12 protein-coding genes and 1 tRNA gene are annotated in these 16,885 nt (G+C 46.9%); 12 read left to right on the top strand and 1 reads right to left on the bottom strand.

Annotated elements, in window-relative coordinates:
- Nucleotides 1–29 precede the first annotated feature (29 nt).
- From DWU89_RS04720 to DWU89_RS04665, 12 genes are all read left to right on the top strand, one after another.
- A complete protein-coding gene (locus DWU89_RS04720) occupies nt 30–1,850 on the top strand; it encodes a heparinase II/III domain-containing protein (RefSeq protein WP_115498522.1) in 1,821 nt (606 codons plus the stop codon).
- A 33-nt stretch (nt 1,851–1,883) separates the two neighbouring features.
- A complete protein-coding gene (locus tag DWU89_RS04715) occupies nt 1,884–3,092 on the top strand; it encodes a glycoside hydrolase family 88 protein (protein WP_115498521.1) in 1,209 nt (402 codons plus the stop codon).
- Between the two features lie 112 nt (nt 3,093–3,204).
- Nucleotides 3,205–5,082, top strand: coding sequence for a helix-turn-helix transcriptional regulator (locus DWU89_RS04710; protein ID WP_115498520.1), 1,878 nt, complete (start codon nt 3,205–3,207; stop codon nt 5,080–5,082).
- A 174-nt stretch (nt 5,083–5,256) separates the two neighbouring features.
- The gene (locus DWU89_RS04705; protein ID WP_115498519.1) at nt 5,257–7,581 is read left to right on the top strand and encodes a TonB-dependent receptor; all 2,325 of its coding nucleotides are present in this window, start codon (nt 5,257–5,259) and stop codon (nt 7,579–7,581) included.
- A gap of 143 nt (nt 7,582–7,724) precedes the next feature.
- Nucleotides 7,725–10,478 (top strand): DNA gyrase/topoisomerase IV subunit A, encoded by a 2,754-nt coding sequence (locus DWU89_RS04700; protein WP_115498518.1) that lies wholly within the window; start codon nt 7,725–7,727, stop codon nt 10,476–10,478.
- Between the two features lie 7 nt (nt 10,479–10,485).
- Complete coding sequence (locus DWU89_RS04695; RefSeq protein ID WP_115498582.1) at nt 10,486–11,349, top strand: DUF3316 domain-containing protein; 864 nt, start codon at nt 10,486–10,488, stop codon at nt 11,347–11,349.
- Nucleotides 11,350–11,367: 18 nt separating this feature from the next.
- Nucleotides 11,368–12,429, top strand: coding sequence for a S41 family peptidase (locus tag DWU89_RS04690; protein ID WP_115498581.1), 1,062 nt, complete (start codon nt 11,368–11,370; stop codon nt 12,427–12,429).
- Nucleotides 12,430–12,458: 29 nt separating this feature from the next.
- Nucleotides 12,459–12,540: transfer RNA gene (locus tag DWU89_RS04685), tRNA-Leu, on the top strand.
- A 699-nt stretch (nt 12,541–13,239) separates the two neighbouring features.
- The gene (locus DWU89_RS04680) at nt 13,240–14,148 is read left to right on the top strand and encodes a metal ABC transporter solute-binding protein, Zn/Mn family (RefSeq protein ID WP_115498517.1); all 909 of its coding nucleotides are present in this window, start codon (nt 13,240–13,242) and stop codon (nt 14,146–14,148) included.
- Nucleotides 14,132–14,893, top strand: a complete 762-nt coding sequence (locus DWU89_RS04675; protein WP_115498516.1) for a metal ABC transporter ATP-binding protein — start codon at nt 14,132–14,134, stop codon at nt 14,891–14,893. Before DWU89_RS04680 ends, DWU89_RS04675 begins: the two co-directional genes overlap by 17 nt.
- Entirely contained in the window at nt 14,886–15,086 is a 201-nt protein-coding gene (locus tag DWU89_RS04670) for a PLDc N-terminal domain-containing protein (protein WP_115498515.1), read from the top strand. The genes DWU89_RS04675 and DWU89_RS04670 overlap by 8 nt, the downstream gene beginning before the upstream one ends.
- Nucleotides 15,083–16,093 (top strand): NAD-dependent epimerase/dehydratase family protein, encoded by a 1,011-nt coding sequence (locus DWU89_RS04665; RefSeq protein ID WP_115498514.1) that lies wholly within the window; start codon nt 15,083–15,085, stop codon nt 16,091–16,093. The genes DWU89_RS04670 and DWU89_RS04665 overlap by 4 nt, the downstream gene beginning before the upstream one ends.
- Nucleotides 16,094–16,097: 4 nt before the next feature.
- Here the strand turns inward: DWU89_RS04665 and DWU89_RS04660 are convergent, their stop codons facing one another.
- Entirely contained in the window at nt 16,098–16,883 is a 786-nt protein-coding gene (locus tag DWU89_RS04660; protein WP_115498513.1) for a head GIN domain-containing protein, read from the bottom strand.
- Between the last annotated feature and the right edge of the window lie 2 nt (nt 16,884–16,885).

Below are 16,885 nucleotides of genomic sequence, written 5' to 3'. Positions count from 1 at the left end.
TTTCTTGAATCCCTTTAACTTATGTGTTTATGAGATTGATTAATTTATTGGGTTTATTTTCCCTTTTGTTCTTTTCTGCGGTGGAGGGGCAGAATCATTCTGTCCGGCAACTTGAAAAGGGGTTGCGCCAACATCCGAGGCTGCTTTTCTGCCAGCAGGAAGAACAGAAGGTCCGGGATTTGTTAGGCATGGAACCTCTATTAGACAGCTTATACGTTAGTTTGATGAAAGAGGCGGAGCGTTTATTGACAGTCCCTCTCCAGGAAGATCCCCGAGAGAAAATAAAAAATACGAAAGACATATTGTCTATCAGCCGTGAACAGGTCTATCGAATGGTTAACCTGTCTTTGGCTTACAGGCTTAGTGGTGACAAACGGTTTGCTGAAAAAGCAGAGAAAGAGTTGATCAATGTTTGCAATTATAAGGACTGGGATCCTGTTCACTATCTGGATGTGGCGGAAATGACAACGGCAGTTGCCATCGGTTACGACTGGCTATATGATGTGCTGACTCCTTCGACCAGGCAGTTAGTAGTCCATTCGATTAAAACAAAAGCGTTAGACATTGTTGTAGAAGAATATAAAACCGGGAATGCTGATTCTTGGGCGAAGCGAGAAACGAACTGGAATGTCGTATGCAATACCGGAATGGTATTAGGCGCTTTGGCTATTGAAGAACAGGAACCGGAACTGGCCAGACATATCATCGGAGAAGCGGTAAAGTATGTTCCGAAATGCCTGAAGCATTTTGCACCGGATGGTGTTTGCTACGAGGGGCCTGCCTATTGGGGATATACGAACATGTATTTGTCCCTTTTGCTGAAAGCCTTGAATGATAATTTTGGAGAGGATTTCGGCTTGTCGGAAATGGAGGGAGTGGATAAAAGTGTCTTGTATTATATGCATAGTACGAGTCCTTCCGGTAAGATATTCAATTTTGCCAATTCCAGTAGTACGGCCCCGGCGGCAGAACCTATCTACTTTTATTTCAGTCAGGCTTTTAATCAGCCGGAAGCGGCAGCTTTTTATCGGAATGTCTTGTCAAAGACGGTACAAGGAGGAAATTATTTCAGATTTTATTTCCTTTCCATTCCCTGGTATGATACAGCCTCTTCGTCTGCAGATGTATTACCGAAGCTGAAAGTTTATAGAGGTATTAATGATATTGTCGTGTTCAACGGAGACCGGAATACGCCTAACAGCTTGTATCTGATCGCCAAGACCGGAGATCCCGATATGGCTCACCAGCAATTGGATATCGGAACTTTTATTGTGGAGACAAATGGGATCAGGTGGACGGACGATCTGGGGACCGATAATTATAGTTTACCCGGATTCTGGGATTACAAGCCGGACGGACAGCGTTGGAGCTATTTCAGAAATTCGAATTTCAGCCACAATACGTTGTCGATCGACCATAAGTTGCAAAACTCCGCCGGGATCGGCGAAATCAAAGAGCAGGACGATAAGGTAAACCAACCTTTTGTCACAATGGATATGAGCACTGCTTATGGCGGACAGAGCCGCTTTGTCTACCGGACATTCCGTATGCTCGACGATACTCGCATATTGGTTACGGACAGTGTCGGACTGGAGCGTCCGTCGCAATCTGTGCAATGGTCTGCGATTACTTCGGCGGATGTTGAATGTCAGGGAAATATGGCGATTCTCCGGAAAGACGGTAAATCTTTTTTCTTAAAGATCATTTCTCCTGCCAATGCTTCTTTTATGGCTAAAAGGGCCAAAAGAGATACGGAAGCAGAGAAACCGATAGAGGGATATACGGTTTTGTCGGCATCGGTATCGGGTAGCTCCATACAGGTAATCAAAGTTCTTCTGTCAGGAGAATAGAAGTGTAATTACATTAAAATAAAGAATATAAATATGTTGAAAACAAAGTATTTAATGGGTATGGCACTCAGTGTTACGTTGATTTCCTGTGGAGGGACAGGATGTGGATTTGTAGATGAGAATGTCGAATTTGCCCGTAAACAGATAGGAAAAGAAATCGAACTGATCGAAGCAAGCGGTAAGTTTATGAATCCGACTACGCTAAACCCTGATAGTTCCGTTTATTATTGTAATCTGGCGGACTGGCGTAGCGGTTTCTTTCCTGGCTCGGTTTGGTATTTATATGAACTGACAGGAGATAAGAGTTTATTGCCGATTGCTCGAAAGTACACGAAAGCGGTGGAAGAAGCCAAAAACATCAAATGGAATCATGATGTCGGCTTTATGATCTATTGCAGTTTTGGGAACGGTTTACGTTTGACGGGCGATCCGGAGTACAAAGAGGTGATTGTTGAGGCGGCCCGTTCTTTGTCAACCCGCTTCCGGCCGGTAGCAGGGATTATCCAGTCGTGGAATGTGGATAGAGGATGGATTTCCGAACGGGGTTGGGAATGTCCGGTGATCATCGATAACATGATGAATCTGGAACTGTTGTTTGCCGCTACACGGCTATCCGGCGACTCGACTTTCTATAAAGTTGCCGTTTCGCATGCCGACCGGACGATGAAGGAACAGTATCGTCCGGATGGCAGTTGTTATCATGTGGTGGATTACAGTATGGAAGACGGTTCCGTGCGCAACCGCCATACGGCACAGGGATATGCGCATGAATCGGCTTGGAGCCGTGGACAGGCTTGGGGAATTTACGGTCTGACACTTTGCTACCGGGAAACAGGTGACCGGAAATATCTTGATCTGGCCTTAAAAGCGATCCGCTTCATGTTTAATCATAAGAATACGCCGGAAGACCTTGTCTTCTATTGGGATATGGATGCCCCTGATATACCGGACGATTACCGGGATGCTTCGGCTGCCGCTTGTATCGCTTCTGCTTTGTATGAAATCAGTACAATGGATGTGCCCGATCCGCAGACCTATAAGACGTATGCCGACCGGATTATGAAAAGCCTCGCTTCTCCGGCCTACCGGGCTAAATTGGGTACGAACGGGAATTTCCTGTTGATGCATTGTGTTGGAAGTATTCCGCATAATGGAGAAATAGATGTTCCATTGAATTATGCCGACTATTACTTCCTGGAGGCTTTGAAGCGGAAACGGGATATCGAACAAAAGGCGTTCTGAGCCATCCGCCGGTTATGGATTCGGACGTCCCTTTTGTCCGCGTTAGCTTGTAGTAAGTTGTGCACTTGAAGAGAATCTTTTACCTTTGCTGTGAATTGATTCTGTTTGTAGCATGAAAGATATTATTTATGGATGCTTGTTATCGATTGCTCTGGTACTGGTCTCTTGTGAAAAACAGGTTGCCTCTTTTCCGGATTATGAGATTGCCGAGACTCTTTTGATGGAAAAACCGGATAGTTTGGCGGTGTTGTTGGAAGACCGGATTGATCCTGCCTTGTTGCCGGATAGTTTGAAGGCGGAATATGGCTGGTGGATAACGCGATTGCATAACCGGCAGAGGCGTAGCTTGATGAATGACTCGGTTATCCATCATACTTTGCATTATTTCAATCAAACAGGTTCTCCACGTCTATCCTATGCATATGTGTTGGCGGGAATGCAAAAGAATTGGGCTGGCGATAAACCGGAGGAAGAGATTGAATATATGAAAGAAGGTTTGCAGATCGCTGAAAACTTGCGTGATACGGTGCAATTTATCAATATAGGATCTCAATTGGGGCGTGTGTATTTCCTGTTGAATGAACAACGGCAATCCATAGATATAGGAAATAGAGTTCTTCAATATACGGAAAAAGACTCTGCGAGAAGGATGACCGGATTATATATGACGGGCTGTAGCTATGCGCAATTGGGGAAAACGGATTCGGTACGTTTGTATATGGAAGAAGCCATTCGTCTTTCTCAAAAATTGAATAGTGAGATGGAGTTTTATATTGTCCGGAATTATATAGATTGCCTGAATGCGGCAGGCCAAAGCAGGGAAGTCCAATCCTTGTTAGATGGATTTTACAAACGTTTTGCATTTAAGAGCGACAATGATTATCCAGCGAAAGAGTTTGCATATGCTTGCCTTTGGTTGGATCAGGGAAAAATGGATTCTGTACGGGCGTGCCTGGACCGATTGGATCGATATGGTAAAACGATTGTAAACGGAAGTGATCAAAACAAATATAAAATCTCTATCATCTATGTAACTAAGTTATTACATACGGCTTATAATATAAAGATGGGACGTCCGGTCAATTTGGTCGATGTTTATATGACCAGTGAAATGGTTGCGAACTGGGAAGCAAACAGGATGGGCATCGAACAGGAACGAGTCCGGACTCAAAATAAGTTGGAACGCAATAATTTGTTGCTGAAGATAAAAGAGGAACAGGGACGCCAGTTGGTTCTGTATATTTTATTGGCGGGCGGATTTGTCGTGGCCGTATTAGTCTATCTATATCAACGGAAACTGCTGAAGAAAGAGCGCTATTTGCAGCAAGTGAAGGAACAGATACGGCTTCACCGGATTGCCTTGAATGAGAATGAACAGCTGATGAGCCAGAATGAAGAAACCATACGTGTTTTATCGGCTCAATTGGATGAACAGGGAGAATTGAGTGACCAGTTGCATGACCGCCAGATGGAAATTGAGCAGATAAGACAAGAAAATAGCTTCTTGTTGAAAGAGAAGCAAAAGTTGGAACAGGAGATGAGTCGTTTCATGCAGGCTGTTCCAGGGAAGAGTATTGAAATGGAAGCTTATGAACGGATGACTGAGCAGAACATGACTTTCGTTACCTGTGCAAAACAACTGTCGGCGATCTTGATCGACCGGAACGAATTCCTGAAACGTTTGCAAAAGGGGGAGTTTAAGCATCTGTCCGATATCGACTGGCCATCCGTATATAAAACTTTGGATCAACTTTTTAATAATTATACGAAGCGTCTTCGGCAAAACTATCCGTCGCTAACGGAAGAGGATATTCAATGTTGCTGCCTGATCAAATTGCAACTTTCCACCTCAGCTATTGCGCGTCTGTATGGTATTGCACCCTCTTCGGTGACGAAGCGCAAGCAACGGATAAAGGAGCGGATTAACCAGACAAGGACAGGGCTGATCGGCAAGGAGCAACCGGTCGATGTCTACCTCTGGGGATATTAGGCTACCGGTTTGTCCACATCAGAAAATCTTAATTTTTTATTCCTTTTTATATCAGTTTGTTATCTGTTCTTGATTGTACAGGTAACCGCTTTTTATTGTCCATATGGAATTTAAGGCCGGAGCATGTTAGCTCTCTATCTTTGCTCTTGGATAATTACTTAAATTCTATGTTGTATGAAAAGAGTCGGTATAGTTATAATTTGCCTTATTTTATCTTTTGGAACTGTGTTTGCTCAAAAGATAAAAATAACGGGAAAAGTGGTGGATGGGAGCATGGATAAGGCTCCGTTTGAGTATGCGAATATTGTACTGCAGACATCGGATTCAGTATTTGTAGCCGGCGTGTCTACTGATGTAAAAGGAAACTTTCAGTTGGAGAAGGTACAGGCAGGAAATTATCGGCTGGTTATTTCTGCGATCGGATATACCGATTTGATTGCTGATTTGGCCGGTTTAACCGGATCGATCGATCTGGGAGAGTTGGTTTTAAGTGAAGCGGCAGAACAGTTGGCCGAAGTGACCGTAACCGCTGCCAATATCATTAACCAGGCAGATCGTAAAATCGTATTCCCCAGCCAAAAGCAATTGGAGGCTTCCACTAATGGGATAAATCTGTTACAAGCCTTGATGTTACCTCGCATACAGGTGAATCCATTAACGAAGTCGGTCGGTTTGGCAGGAGGCGGGACCGTACAACTTTGTATGAACGGAGTAAAAGTTTCGACAGAAGATATTAATGCTTTGCAGCCGGAGGATATCCTCCGTATCGAGTACCTGGAAGATCCGGGATTACGGTATGGGAGTGCCGAAGCCGTATTGAACTATATAACCCGCCGGCACGAAACCGGTGGTTCCGTCAGTCTGGATTTGATGAACTCTCCGCATATCGTCTTTCATAACGACGCAGTTTCCGCCCGCTTGAACCATAAGAAGTCGGAATTCAGCATTAACTACAGGACCAGTCCGCGTGACTTTTACGATTGCTGGCGTTCGAATGAAGAGGTCTTTCATTTTGAGGACGGCACTTCCCTGAACCGGTATGAGAAAGGGAAACCGGGGCATTTGTCCGAGTTGAATCATGGTGGTTCTTTCACTTACAACTATCAGGAACCGGATAAATATCAGTTGAATGCCCAACTGGGCTATTGGGGTTATTCGCAACCGCATACGGATTACAGGAGTGATCTTTACAATGTGGAGTATCCGGATCACATAACGGATATGCAGGACTATACGGACCAGGCTACGCATCGTCCGTTTATAGACTTGTATTATCAGCAAGAACTGAAGAATAAACAATTTCTGGCGTTGAACCTGGTAGGCACTTATATTTATACGGATTCCAAACGTTCGTATCAGGAAAGACAGGATGGAAATTTGTTGACAGATATATTTTCCGGTGTTACCGGTAATAAGTATTCCGTGATCGGGGAAGGCATTTATGAAAAGGGTTTTGAGAAAGGCCGGTTAAGTGCCGGGCTAAAGCATACGCAGGCTTTTTCGGATAACACGTATGCAGGTAATCTGGAATACAAGACGAATATGAAGCAGGCGGATACCTATTTATATACCGAATTTCAAGGTAAATGGGAGAAGTTGAACTATACGTTGGGTATCGGCGTTACCCGTTCCTGGTTAAAACAGGAGGGAGAAGAAGGCTATCAGACCTATACGTTCCGCCCCCGTTTTTCCCTGCAGTATGCCTTTACGGATCATTTCTATGCCCGGCTGAACGGTAGTCTGGTGAATAATCCTCCGGCCTTGTCCGAACTGAGCGCAGTGGAGCAGATGATCGATTCCATGCAGATACGGCGGGGAAATCCGGCTTTGAACCCTTATAACCGTTTCCAGACAAACTTGTATATGGAATACCGGAAAGGGAAAGTATCCGTCGGGCTTTCTTCTCTCTATCAGACGAATCCCAAAGCCATAATGGAATCTACATTTATCGAGAATGGGATGTTTGTCCATACGTACCGGAATCAAGACGGATTCCAATATTTCAACAGCGAACTGAACTTGCGGGCCGGGATGTTGTGGAATATCCTGCAATTCTCGTTAAGCGGTGGTGTAAACCGTTTCTGGAGCGACGGAAAGGACTACAGGCATACCTATACAAACTGGTATTACCGGGCGGAAATGATGGCGCAATACAAACACTTGATGGCTTCCTTTACTATCTATAACCGCCGTAATGGTTTTTGGGGTGAAACAATGTCGAGCGGGGAGAACCTGCATATGCTCTCTGCTATGTACAAATATAAGCAAATTGCTGTCGGTGTGGGAATGGTCAATCCGTTTGCGGATAATTATAAAAGGATCAATGAGAACTGGAACAAATATGTGTCGTCTATTAAAGAGACGTATGTCAACGAAAGCTCACGCGCCTTCTTTCTTACCTTTGCCTGGAATTTCCAGTTCGGACGAAAGTACCAGAGTGAAGGAAAGAAGATATGGAATCAGGATACCGATTCGGGTGTGATGAATACATCCAAATAATGTCGGTTTGGTTTCGTCTGTATGGAATGGAATTTCTCCTATTTTATTATTTCAGCAATATTTTGTATATTTACAGCCTATTATGGCTTATAAGCGATTGCTATAAGGCCCCGGGATGATGCAATGAATTTGGATAGATATATATGAGACCAGAAGATATTACTGAACAGGACGAAAGCGAAGAAATAAAAGATACGGAAGGACAGCCGGCTGCTGAAGGAAATACCGATGAAACGGTAGAGGCGGAGGCAAGTCAGGAAACACATTCGGAATATAAGATACCGGGAAAGTCGGAAAGCCGAGTATCTTATCATTTATCAGGCATGTATCAGGACTGGTTCCTCGATTATGCCTCCTATGTGATTCTGGAACGTGCCGTTCCGCATATCAATGACGGATTGAAACCCGTTCAGCGACGAATCCTGCATTCCATGAAACGCTTGGACGACGGACGTTACAACAAGGTAGCGAATATCGTCGGACACACCATGCAGTTCCACCCGCATGGCGATGCCTCCATTGGCGATGCATTGGTGCAGCTCGGACAAAAGGATCTCTTGATCGACTGCCAGGGAAACTGGGGTAATATTCTCACCGGTGACGGTGCGGCCGCTCCCCGTTACATCGAGGCACGTTTGTCGAAGTTCGCACTCGAAACGGTCTTTAATCCGAAAACAACCCTTTGGCAACTTTCTTACGACGGACGAAACAGGGAGCCGGTGACGCTTCCGGTCAAGTTCCCGCTGCTGCTGGCACAGGGTGTGGAAGGTATTGCTGTCGGTCTTTCTTCCAAAATATTACCGCATAACTTCAACGAATTGCTGGACGCTTCCATCGCTTACCTGCGGGGGGAAGAGTTTACGCTATATCCCGATTTCCAAACCGGCGGTTACATAGATGTAACGAAATACAACGACGGCGAACGGGGCGGCTCCGTAAAAGTGCGTGCCAAGATTACGAAGTTAGACAACAAGACGCTTGTTATCAGTGAAATCCCTTATGGGAAAACAACGTCTACCCTGATTGAATCTATCCTGAAAGCGAACGATAAGGGAAAGATCAAGATTAAGAAGGTGGACGATAATACGGCCCGCAATGTCGAAATCCTGGTGCATCTCGCTCCGGGTGTGTCATCCGATAAGACGATCGATGCCCTGTACGCCTTTACGGACTGTGAGATCAGTATTTCGCCGAACTGCTGTGTCATCATGGACAACAAGCCGCACTTCCTCACGGTAAGCGACGTGCTGAAACATTCGACGGACGACACGCTGCATCTGCTTCGCACCGAGCTGGAAATCCAGAAAGGCGAACTGGAAGAATCGCTCTTCTTCGCCTCCCTTGAAAAGATATTCATCGAAGAACGTATCTATAAGGATAAGGAGTTTGAAGAGTCGAAAGATATGGATGAGGCAGTCGCCCACATCGACAAACGGCTCGAACCGTTCAAGCCGCAGTTCATCCGCGAGGTGACCCGCGACGATATCCTGAAACTGATGGAGATCAAGATGGGGCGTATCCTGAAGTTCAACACGGACAAATGTAATGCGACCATCGCCCAGTATAAGGAAGAGATTGCGAAGATTGAAGACCATCTGGCGCATATCGTGGATTATACGGTCGACTGGTTCATGATGCTGAAAGAAAAGTACGGAAAGAACTATCCGCGTATGACCGAAGTGCGCAACTTCGATACGATCGAAGCAACCAAAGTGGTGGAGGCCAACGAGAAACTCTATATCAACCGCGCCGAAGGCTTTATCGGGACAAGTCTCAAGAAAGACGAATATGTCTGCAACTGTTCCGATATCGACGATATCATCCTTTTCTACCGCAACGGGACCTACAAGATCGTGCGGGTGAGCGAAAAGATGTTTATCGGGAAAGACCTGCTCTACCTGAATGTCTTCAAGCGGAATGATAACCGGACGATATACAACGTGATCTATCGCGACGGAATCTACCGCGACGGACAAATCGGTTGCAACTATATCAAGCGTTTTGCTGTAACAGGTGTGACGCGTGACAGGGAATACGATATAACAAAGGGAACGAAAGAGTCCCGTATCCTGTATTTCAGTGCCAATGCCAATGGTGAGGCCGAGACGGTGAAGGTGATCCTGAAACCGAAACCCCGCCAGAGATTGCTGGTGTTCGAAAAGGATTTCAGTGAGGTGGTCATTAAGGGACGTGGCTCGATTGGGAATATCCTGACGAGAGCCGAGATACATAAGATCAGCCTGAAGCAGAAAGGCAGCTCTACGCTGGGTGGCCGTATGGTCTGGTTCGACCGGGATGTGTTGCGGTTGAACTACGACGGAAGAGGCGAGGAACTGGGTGAATTCCAGAGTGACGACCTGATCTTAGTGATTCTTCCGAACGGTGATTTCTATACGACGAACTTCGAGTTAAGCAATCATTACGAGGCTAATATCTTGAATATCGAAAAGTTTGATGCCAACAAAATCTGGACGGCTGCTCTTTACGATGCCGACCAGAAATACTTCTACCTGAAACGTTTCCAGCTTGAGGCTGGAAGCCGTAAGCAGAATTTCTTAGGTGAAAATCCGAAAAGCCGCTTGGTGTTGTTGACCGACGAGGCCTATCCGCGTATCGAAGTGGTATTCGGCGGACACGACTCTTTCCGTGAACCGCTGGTATTGGATGCGGAAGAGTTCATCGCCGTGAAAGGATTCAAAGCCAAAGGAAAACGCCTCTCGACCTTCGATATCGAGACGATCAACGAACTCGATCCTGTTCGCTTTGCCCCCGTAGCGCAACCGCAGCAGGAAAAGAACGAAGGCGATGATGATACGGATCTTGATTCTGATGCCGATAAAAGCAATTCGGATATCATCGATGAGATTACCGGACAAATGAAACTTTTTGATGAATAATGTGCGTATGAAAAAGACTGCCTGTCTGATGTTCCTGTTTCTTTGGATGGCTTTGCCTCTCGTGGCGCAGTCGGATGAAGAAGAAGTACCCCGCTCGATCAACGAGAGTACGATGGTTGGTATCGGTGGTTACAATTTGCGGGACACGTACCTTTCACCCAGTACGGACATCAACTATACCGGTTGGGTGGCGCGTATCCTCAACGAACGGATGAAGGTAGTCCGGTTGGCAGATTATAAGATTTCCCGCCAGCAGCTTATCAACGTCGAGTTCGGTTCTACCCGCAATGGTGCGGAGACGGCGAACGAATATGCCGGGTTTGTGGATTACAGCCTCGGCTATCATTACCGCTTTACGAACCTGTTGCCGGGACTGAAGGTGCTGACCGGTGCTTCCGCCCGTCTTTCGGGTGGTTTCATCTATAACACGCGCAACAGCAATAATCCGGTTTCAGGGAAGGGGGACTTTGATCTGAATCTGTCGGCAATGGCGATTTATAACTTTAAGATCAAGGAGTTTCCGCTTACTTTCCGCTATCAGGCGGAGATACCGTTTGCCGGTGTCCTTTTCTCGGTGCACAAAGGCGAACCTTATTATTTCCTGACGCAGGGAGGCTCGGACGGGATCGTACGGTTCAGTTCGTTCCACAATAAGTTTGCGATGAAAAACTATTTCACGCTCGACATACCGGTGTCGAACTTTACGCTCCGCGTCGGCTATCTGAACAGTATGTACCGGACGGATGTGAACAGCATCAAGACGCATGTTCTCTCCAACTCGTTCATGATCGGGTTTGTAAAGGAATTTGTTTCTTTCGGTGGTAAGCGTTTGAAGAGTAATGCACACCGATACAGTAGTGCTTACTATTGAACTGTTTGAATGATGAAGATGAAAACAAGCATTACATATTATCTACTTCTTTTCTGCATCCTGTTTTCAGGATGTGAGGAAGCGACGAAATACAACTCGTCTCCCCGCGACAACTTCGAAGCGCTCTGGCGGATTATGGACGAAAACTACTGCTTTTTTGAGTATAAGAAAGTGGATTGGGACGAGGTGCACGATCGTTACAGCCTGCTTGTCAAGGATACGATGAACCAGTATGAGCTGTTTGATGTCCTCGGCAAGATGTTGGCGGAAGTGAAAGACGGACATACCAACTTGATTTCTTCTTTTGATATGTCCCGCTACTGGGCTTGGTACGAAGATTATCCGGCCAACTACTACAAGGAAATACAAGACAACTATCTCGGTACTGACTACAAGATTGCCGGCGGCATGAAATATAAACGTCTGGCGGACGATCAGATCGGCTATGTCTATTACGGTAGTTTCTCGAGTGGTGTCGGCGAGAATAACCTGGATTATATGTTCATGCATTTCAAGGAATGCAAGGGGTTGATCTTCGATGTGCGTGATAATGGCGGTGGCTCGATGACCTTTTCCGACCGTATCGCTTCCCGTTTCCTGGAAGAAAAGATGCTGACTTGCTATACGCAGTACAAGAAAGGCAACGGGCATAACGATTTCACCGAGCCGAACCCGGTCTATCTGTCTCCTTCAGACCGTCTCCGCTGGCCACGTCCGGTTATTGTCCTGACGAACCGCCATTCTTACAGTGCGACGAACGATTTTGTGAATGTGATGCGCCTCTTGCCGCAGGTTACGATCATGGGTGACCGTACGGGAGGGGGAAGCGGCCTGCCTTTCAGTTCGGAACTGCCGAACGGGTGGAGTGTTCGCTTCTCGGCATGTCCGGTGCTCGATGTCAATAAGCAGCACACGGAGTTCGGCATCGATCCGGATGTCAAAGTCTCAATTACAGGAGAAGACATAATGAAGGGACGTGATACGATCATAGATAGAGCGATCGAACTGTTGTTGGCAAAGGCCGATTCGATAGAAGCGGCTTCAAAAAGTAAAATCTCTTCCGCAGGCCTTGCATATTAGCATATTTTATTTACCTTTGCACTCGCAACGCGCCTGTGGTGTAATTGGTAGCCACGCCAGACTTAGGATCTGGTGTCGAGAGACGTGTAGGTTCGAGTCCTATCAGGCGCACGAAAAAACAAAAAGAGCTTGTTCCGTTGGAGCAGGCTCTTTTTGTTTTATAGGTCCGGCGGCAGTTTATTTCTTGCCAGAACTGAACTATCCCGTTCCCGCGCTCCGACGCGGGATCGCAAAGGAACAGGTTTTGTCCTAAACTGGTAAATGATGATTTATGGGTCTGTAGAGATGCATGCCTGTACATCTCTACTCGTGCCGCAGGCTATTTTGCGATCCCGCGTCGGAGCGCGGGAACGAGATAGTTCACTTTTTCTTAATAAGCAAGCGGAAAGGTCCTGACTCGTCAAGATCGCCTGCGAAATGGTATTGCAGCACTTCATGGGGTTATAGTGCCGTAAAGGAATGAATAACCCGGCAGATAGAATGAACGATGCGGGATGTGTGCCCCTTCCATACCTACCCGCTATTCATGTCACAGTCGTGAAACAAAAGAAATCCAACTGTAACATAGAAGGAAGACAGTTGTGACATAAAAGGAATACAGCCGTAACATGCAATAGAGGACCGCTGTTTATCCGTTATTGATTCACTATTTGCCAAATATGAAACAATAAATCAGCATTTACAGGTTCACTATTTCTTAAATTGTAGCTATTGTAAAATGTATGTTAAGCTGGCAAGGCATTATTCTCTTGTTTAGTATATTTGCCGGATTGTTCCTATCTTTGTATCCTTGTCAAAATAGAGAGTAAGATGAAATATACCCGAATATATATTCTTTTGACAGTCTTGCTGCTGCTTACCGCCTGTGGAGGAAAGCAGGCGGGGGGGAAAGTGGTGACGGTGACGATAGAGCCGCAGCGCTTTTTTGCCGAGAAGATTGCAGGAGATAAGTTTGCCATCCATTGTGTGGTTCCTTCCGGACAAAGTCCCGAAACCTATGATCCGACTCCGAAGCAAATGGTACAGATCGGGCGGAGCGCCGCTTACCTGCAGATCGGTTATATCGGATTCGAGCAGGTGTGGATGCAGAAGATACGTGAGAATAATCCCGATCTGAAGATATTTGATGTTTCCCAGGGTATGCAATTTATGAAGGATACGGAAGAAGAGCACCAGCATGAAGGGCATCAGCACGAAGCCGGTGACGGACATCACCACCACCATGCAGGAGGTGTCGACCCGCATATCTGGAGTTCCATCGAAGGGGCGAAAGTGATTGCCTGGAATACGCTGAATGCCTTTATCGAGCTGGATAAAGAGAATACCGAATATTATTGGAAGAATTATAACGATCTGCTGGCGGAGATCGAAAAGACAGACGCTGAGATCAGACAGCTGCTCGATCCGTTGGCCGACCGTACGTTCATTATCTATCATCCGGCCCTGACCTATTTTGCCGCCGAGTTCGATCTTACCCAGCTTTGCATCGAGATGGACGGGAAGGAACCTTCGCCTGCCCAGCTGAAACAGTTGGTTATGACAGCCAAGGAGCATCATACGAAGGTTGTCTTTATCCAGCAGGAGTTCGACCGGAAGAATGCCGAACTGATCGCAAAGGAGACCGGCTGCCGCCTGGTGGTCATCAATCCGCTGGATTATCATTGGAATACGGAAATGATTCATATAGCAAAAGCATTGGCTGATGGACAAACTGATTGACATAGAACATGTAACGGCAGCGTATGGCAATAAAACCGTCTTACGCGACGTTTCCCTGACAATCTGGAAAGATGATTTCCTCGGGATTATAGGACCTAACGGAGGTGGGAAAACGACGCTTCTGAAGGTGATACTCGGCTTGCTGTCCCCCGTTTCCGGCACGATCCGTTTTTATGAGGACGGCAAGGCTGTCTCTTCTCTCCGGATAGGCTATCTGCCCCAGCTGAATAATATCGATAAGAAGTTTCCTATCTCCGTGCGCGAGGTGATCGCTTCCGGACTTGCTTCGGAAAAGAAGCTTTTCCGTTCGTTCGATTCGGGCCAGAAGCAACGGGTGGAAGAGGTGATCGGCAAGATGGGGCTGGAAGAACTGGCTGGCCGCGCGATCGGCGAACTGTCCGGCGGGCAGTTACAACGGGTGTTGTTAGGACGTTCCATCGTTTCCCGTCCGCAGGTGTTGATACTGGATGAGCCGAACTCGTATGTGGACAAGCGCTTCGAGTCTCACTTCTATAAATTATTGGAAGAGATCAATAAAGAGAGCGCGATCATCCTGGTTTCGCACGATATCGGAACCGTATTGGCGATGGTAAAGAACATTGCCTGCGTAAATGAAACATTACATTACCATCCCGGCGCGGATGTGTCCGAGGAATGGCTGGGCGAGAAATATGCCTGCCCGATAGAGCTGATCGGACATGGTGACTTGCCTCACCGGGTTTTGAAAAAACACGAACATGAGTAACCTTTGTTGGATAAGCCTACCGGAGATCGGATATATCGTCGGCATTGCAGTTATTATTTTCGGTATTACCGCCGTAAGGCAGAACCCATTCATCACGCGTGGACAGAAGATTCTTTGGATTCTGACTATCATCGTGTTGAACTGGATCGGCCTGCTGTTGTACTACTATACCTATTATATGAAGAATAAATGAAGAAGATACTGATTACCGGAGCAAGTGGTTTTATCGGCGGTTTCCTCGTAAAAGAGGCGCTCGACCGGGGCTATGAGACGTGGGCGGGAGTCCGTTCGACGAGTAGCCGTGCCAATCTGAAGGATGAACGGATTCATTTTATCGACCTGAAATATTCCGACCGGAAAGCGTTGACGGCCCAATTGGTTGACTTTGTCCGCGAGCATGGCGCCTGGGATTATGTGATCCATAATGCCGGGCTGACGAAAACGCTTAATAAAGAAAACTTTTTCCGCATCAATGCCGGGAACACAGCCAATCTGATCGAAGCGCTCGCCGCATCCGGTTGTAAGCCGGAGAAGTTCCTGTTGATGAGCAGCCTGAGCAGTTACGGGCGCGGGGATGAGAAGACATTCCGACCGATCTCGCCGGACGATCCGCAATTGCCGGACACGGCTTATGGAAAGAGCAAGTTGGAGGCGGAAAACTACCTGCGTCAACAACCCTATTTCCCGTATGTCATCCTGCGTCCGACAGGCGTGTATGGACCGGGCGAGAGGGATTATTTTGTGGAGATTAAAAGTGTGCAGTCCGGTTTCGACTTTACCGCCGGTCTTACGCCGCAACGTATTACCTTTATATATGTAAAAGATCTGGCTACCGTCGCTTTCCTGGCATTGGAGAACGAGGCTATCCGGAACCGCCATTATTTTGTGGCGGACGGCGATGTCTATACAGACGAGTCGTTTGCCCGGATGATCCAGGAAATATTGCAAAAGAAGCATGTTTTGCGTGCCCGGGTTCCGATGGGATTGGTGCATATTGCCTGCCTGTGCTCGGAATGGGTCGGCAGGCTGTTGAAGAAGAGCATGACGTTGAATACGGATAAATATATAATCCTGAAGCAACGTAACTGGATTTGTGACGTTACGCCGCTTCAGAAAGAACTTGGCTTTGTTCCGGCTTATCCGCTACGTCGCGGGCTGGAAGAAAGTATCGAATGGTATAAGAAAGAAGGCTGGCTGTAGATGGTCAGTCTGCCTTTCGTGCCATGACGATCCCTTCTGTTGAGAGAGCCGGACTACCTTTGTAGCTGATTTTGATAAACCCGGCCGCTTCCACGCTGAGGTTGTTGCTGGCATACACATTGAATATCCCGAAACCTGCCACTTCGCAAGATACGTCCTCCGCTTTCAGGTCATATGCCTTGACCCGGCCTTTTCCGGCCACTTCATAAGAAACTTTTTTGGCGGTACCTCCCAGTTGGTAAGTGCCCGAACCCGCTACTTCGCACTCGAGTGTGCCGACGTTCAGGTCTTTGCCGTTGATGGTCGAACTTCCCGCTAAGCTGGTTGATAGTTTCTCCACCTCGATCCGGTCGTTGAGGTTGATTGTTCCCGAGCCGGCCACTGATATTTCCAGTTCTTCGGCCGTGTACGGGCCGTCCAGGCTAATCTCGGCTTTGCCGGCGAGACTGATCTCTTTCATCTTTTCGGAACTTGCCCGGACCGTAAATTCGGACGGCCAGATGAATTTCTCTTTATAAGCGTCTTTGATCTTGATGACTAAAGTCTTGTCGCTTACATATACTTCGAGCATGTCATAGACATTGCGGTCTGTCGTAATCGACAAAGCGGTAGCCCCTTCCGCCTGTGCGTAATGGATTTTTCCCGTCGGGCAGGCTACGGATAGCTCGTCATATTCTTCGACAGGCACGTTTATGGTTTCCACCTTTCCGTCTCCCCTGATAATACGAGAACAACCGGACATCACAAAGAGGATGCACAAGAGCGCTAATAAAGATACTTTTGTTTTCATGT

The organism is Parabacteroides acidifaciens, assembly GCF_003363715.1.
Classification (GTDB): Bacteria; Bacteroidota; Bacteroidia; order Bacteroidales; family Tannerellaceae; genus Parabacteroides; species Parabacteroides acidifaciens.
Note: the sequence above shows the minus strand (reverse complement) of the source record. Positions and strands in the feature narration are given on the sequence as shown.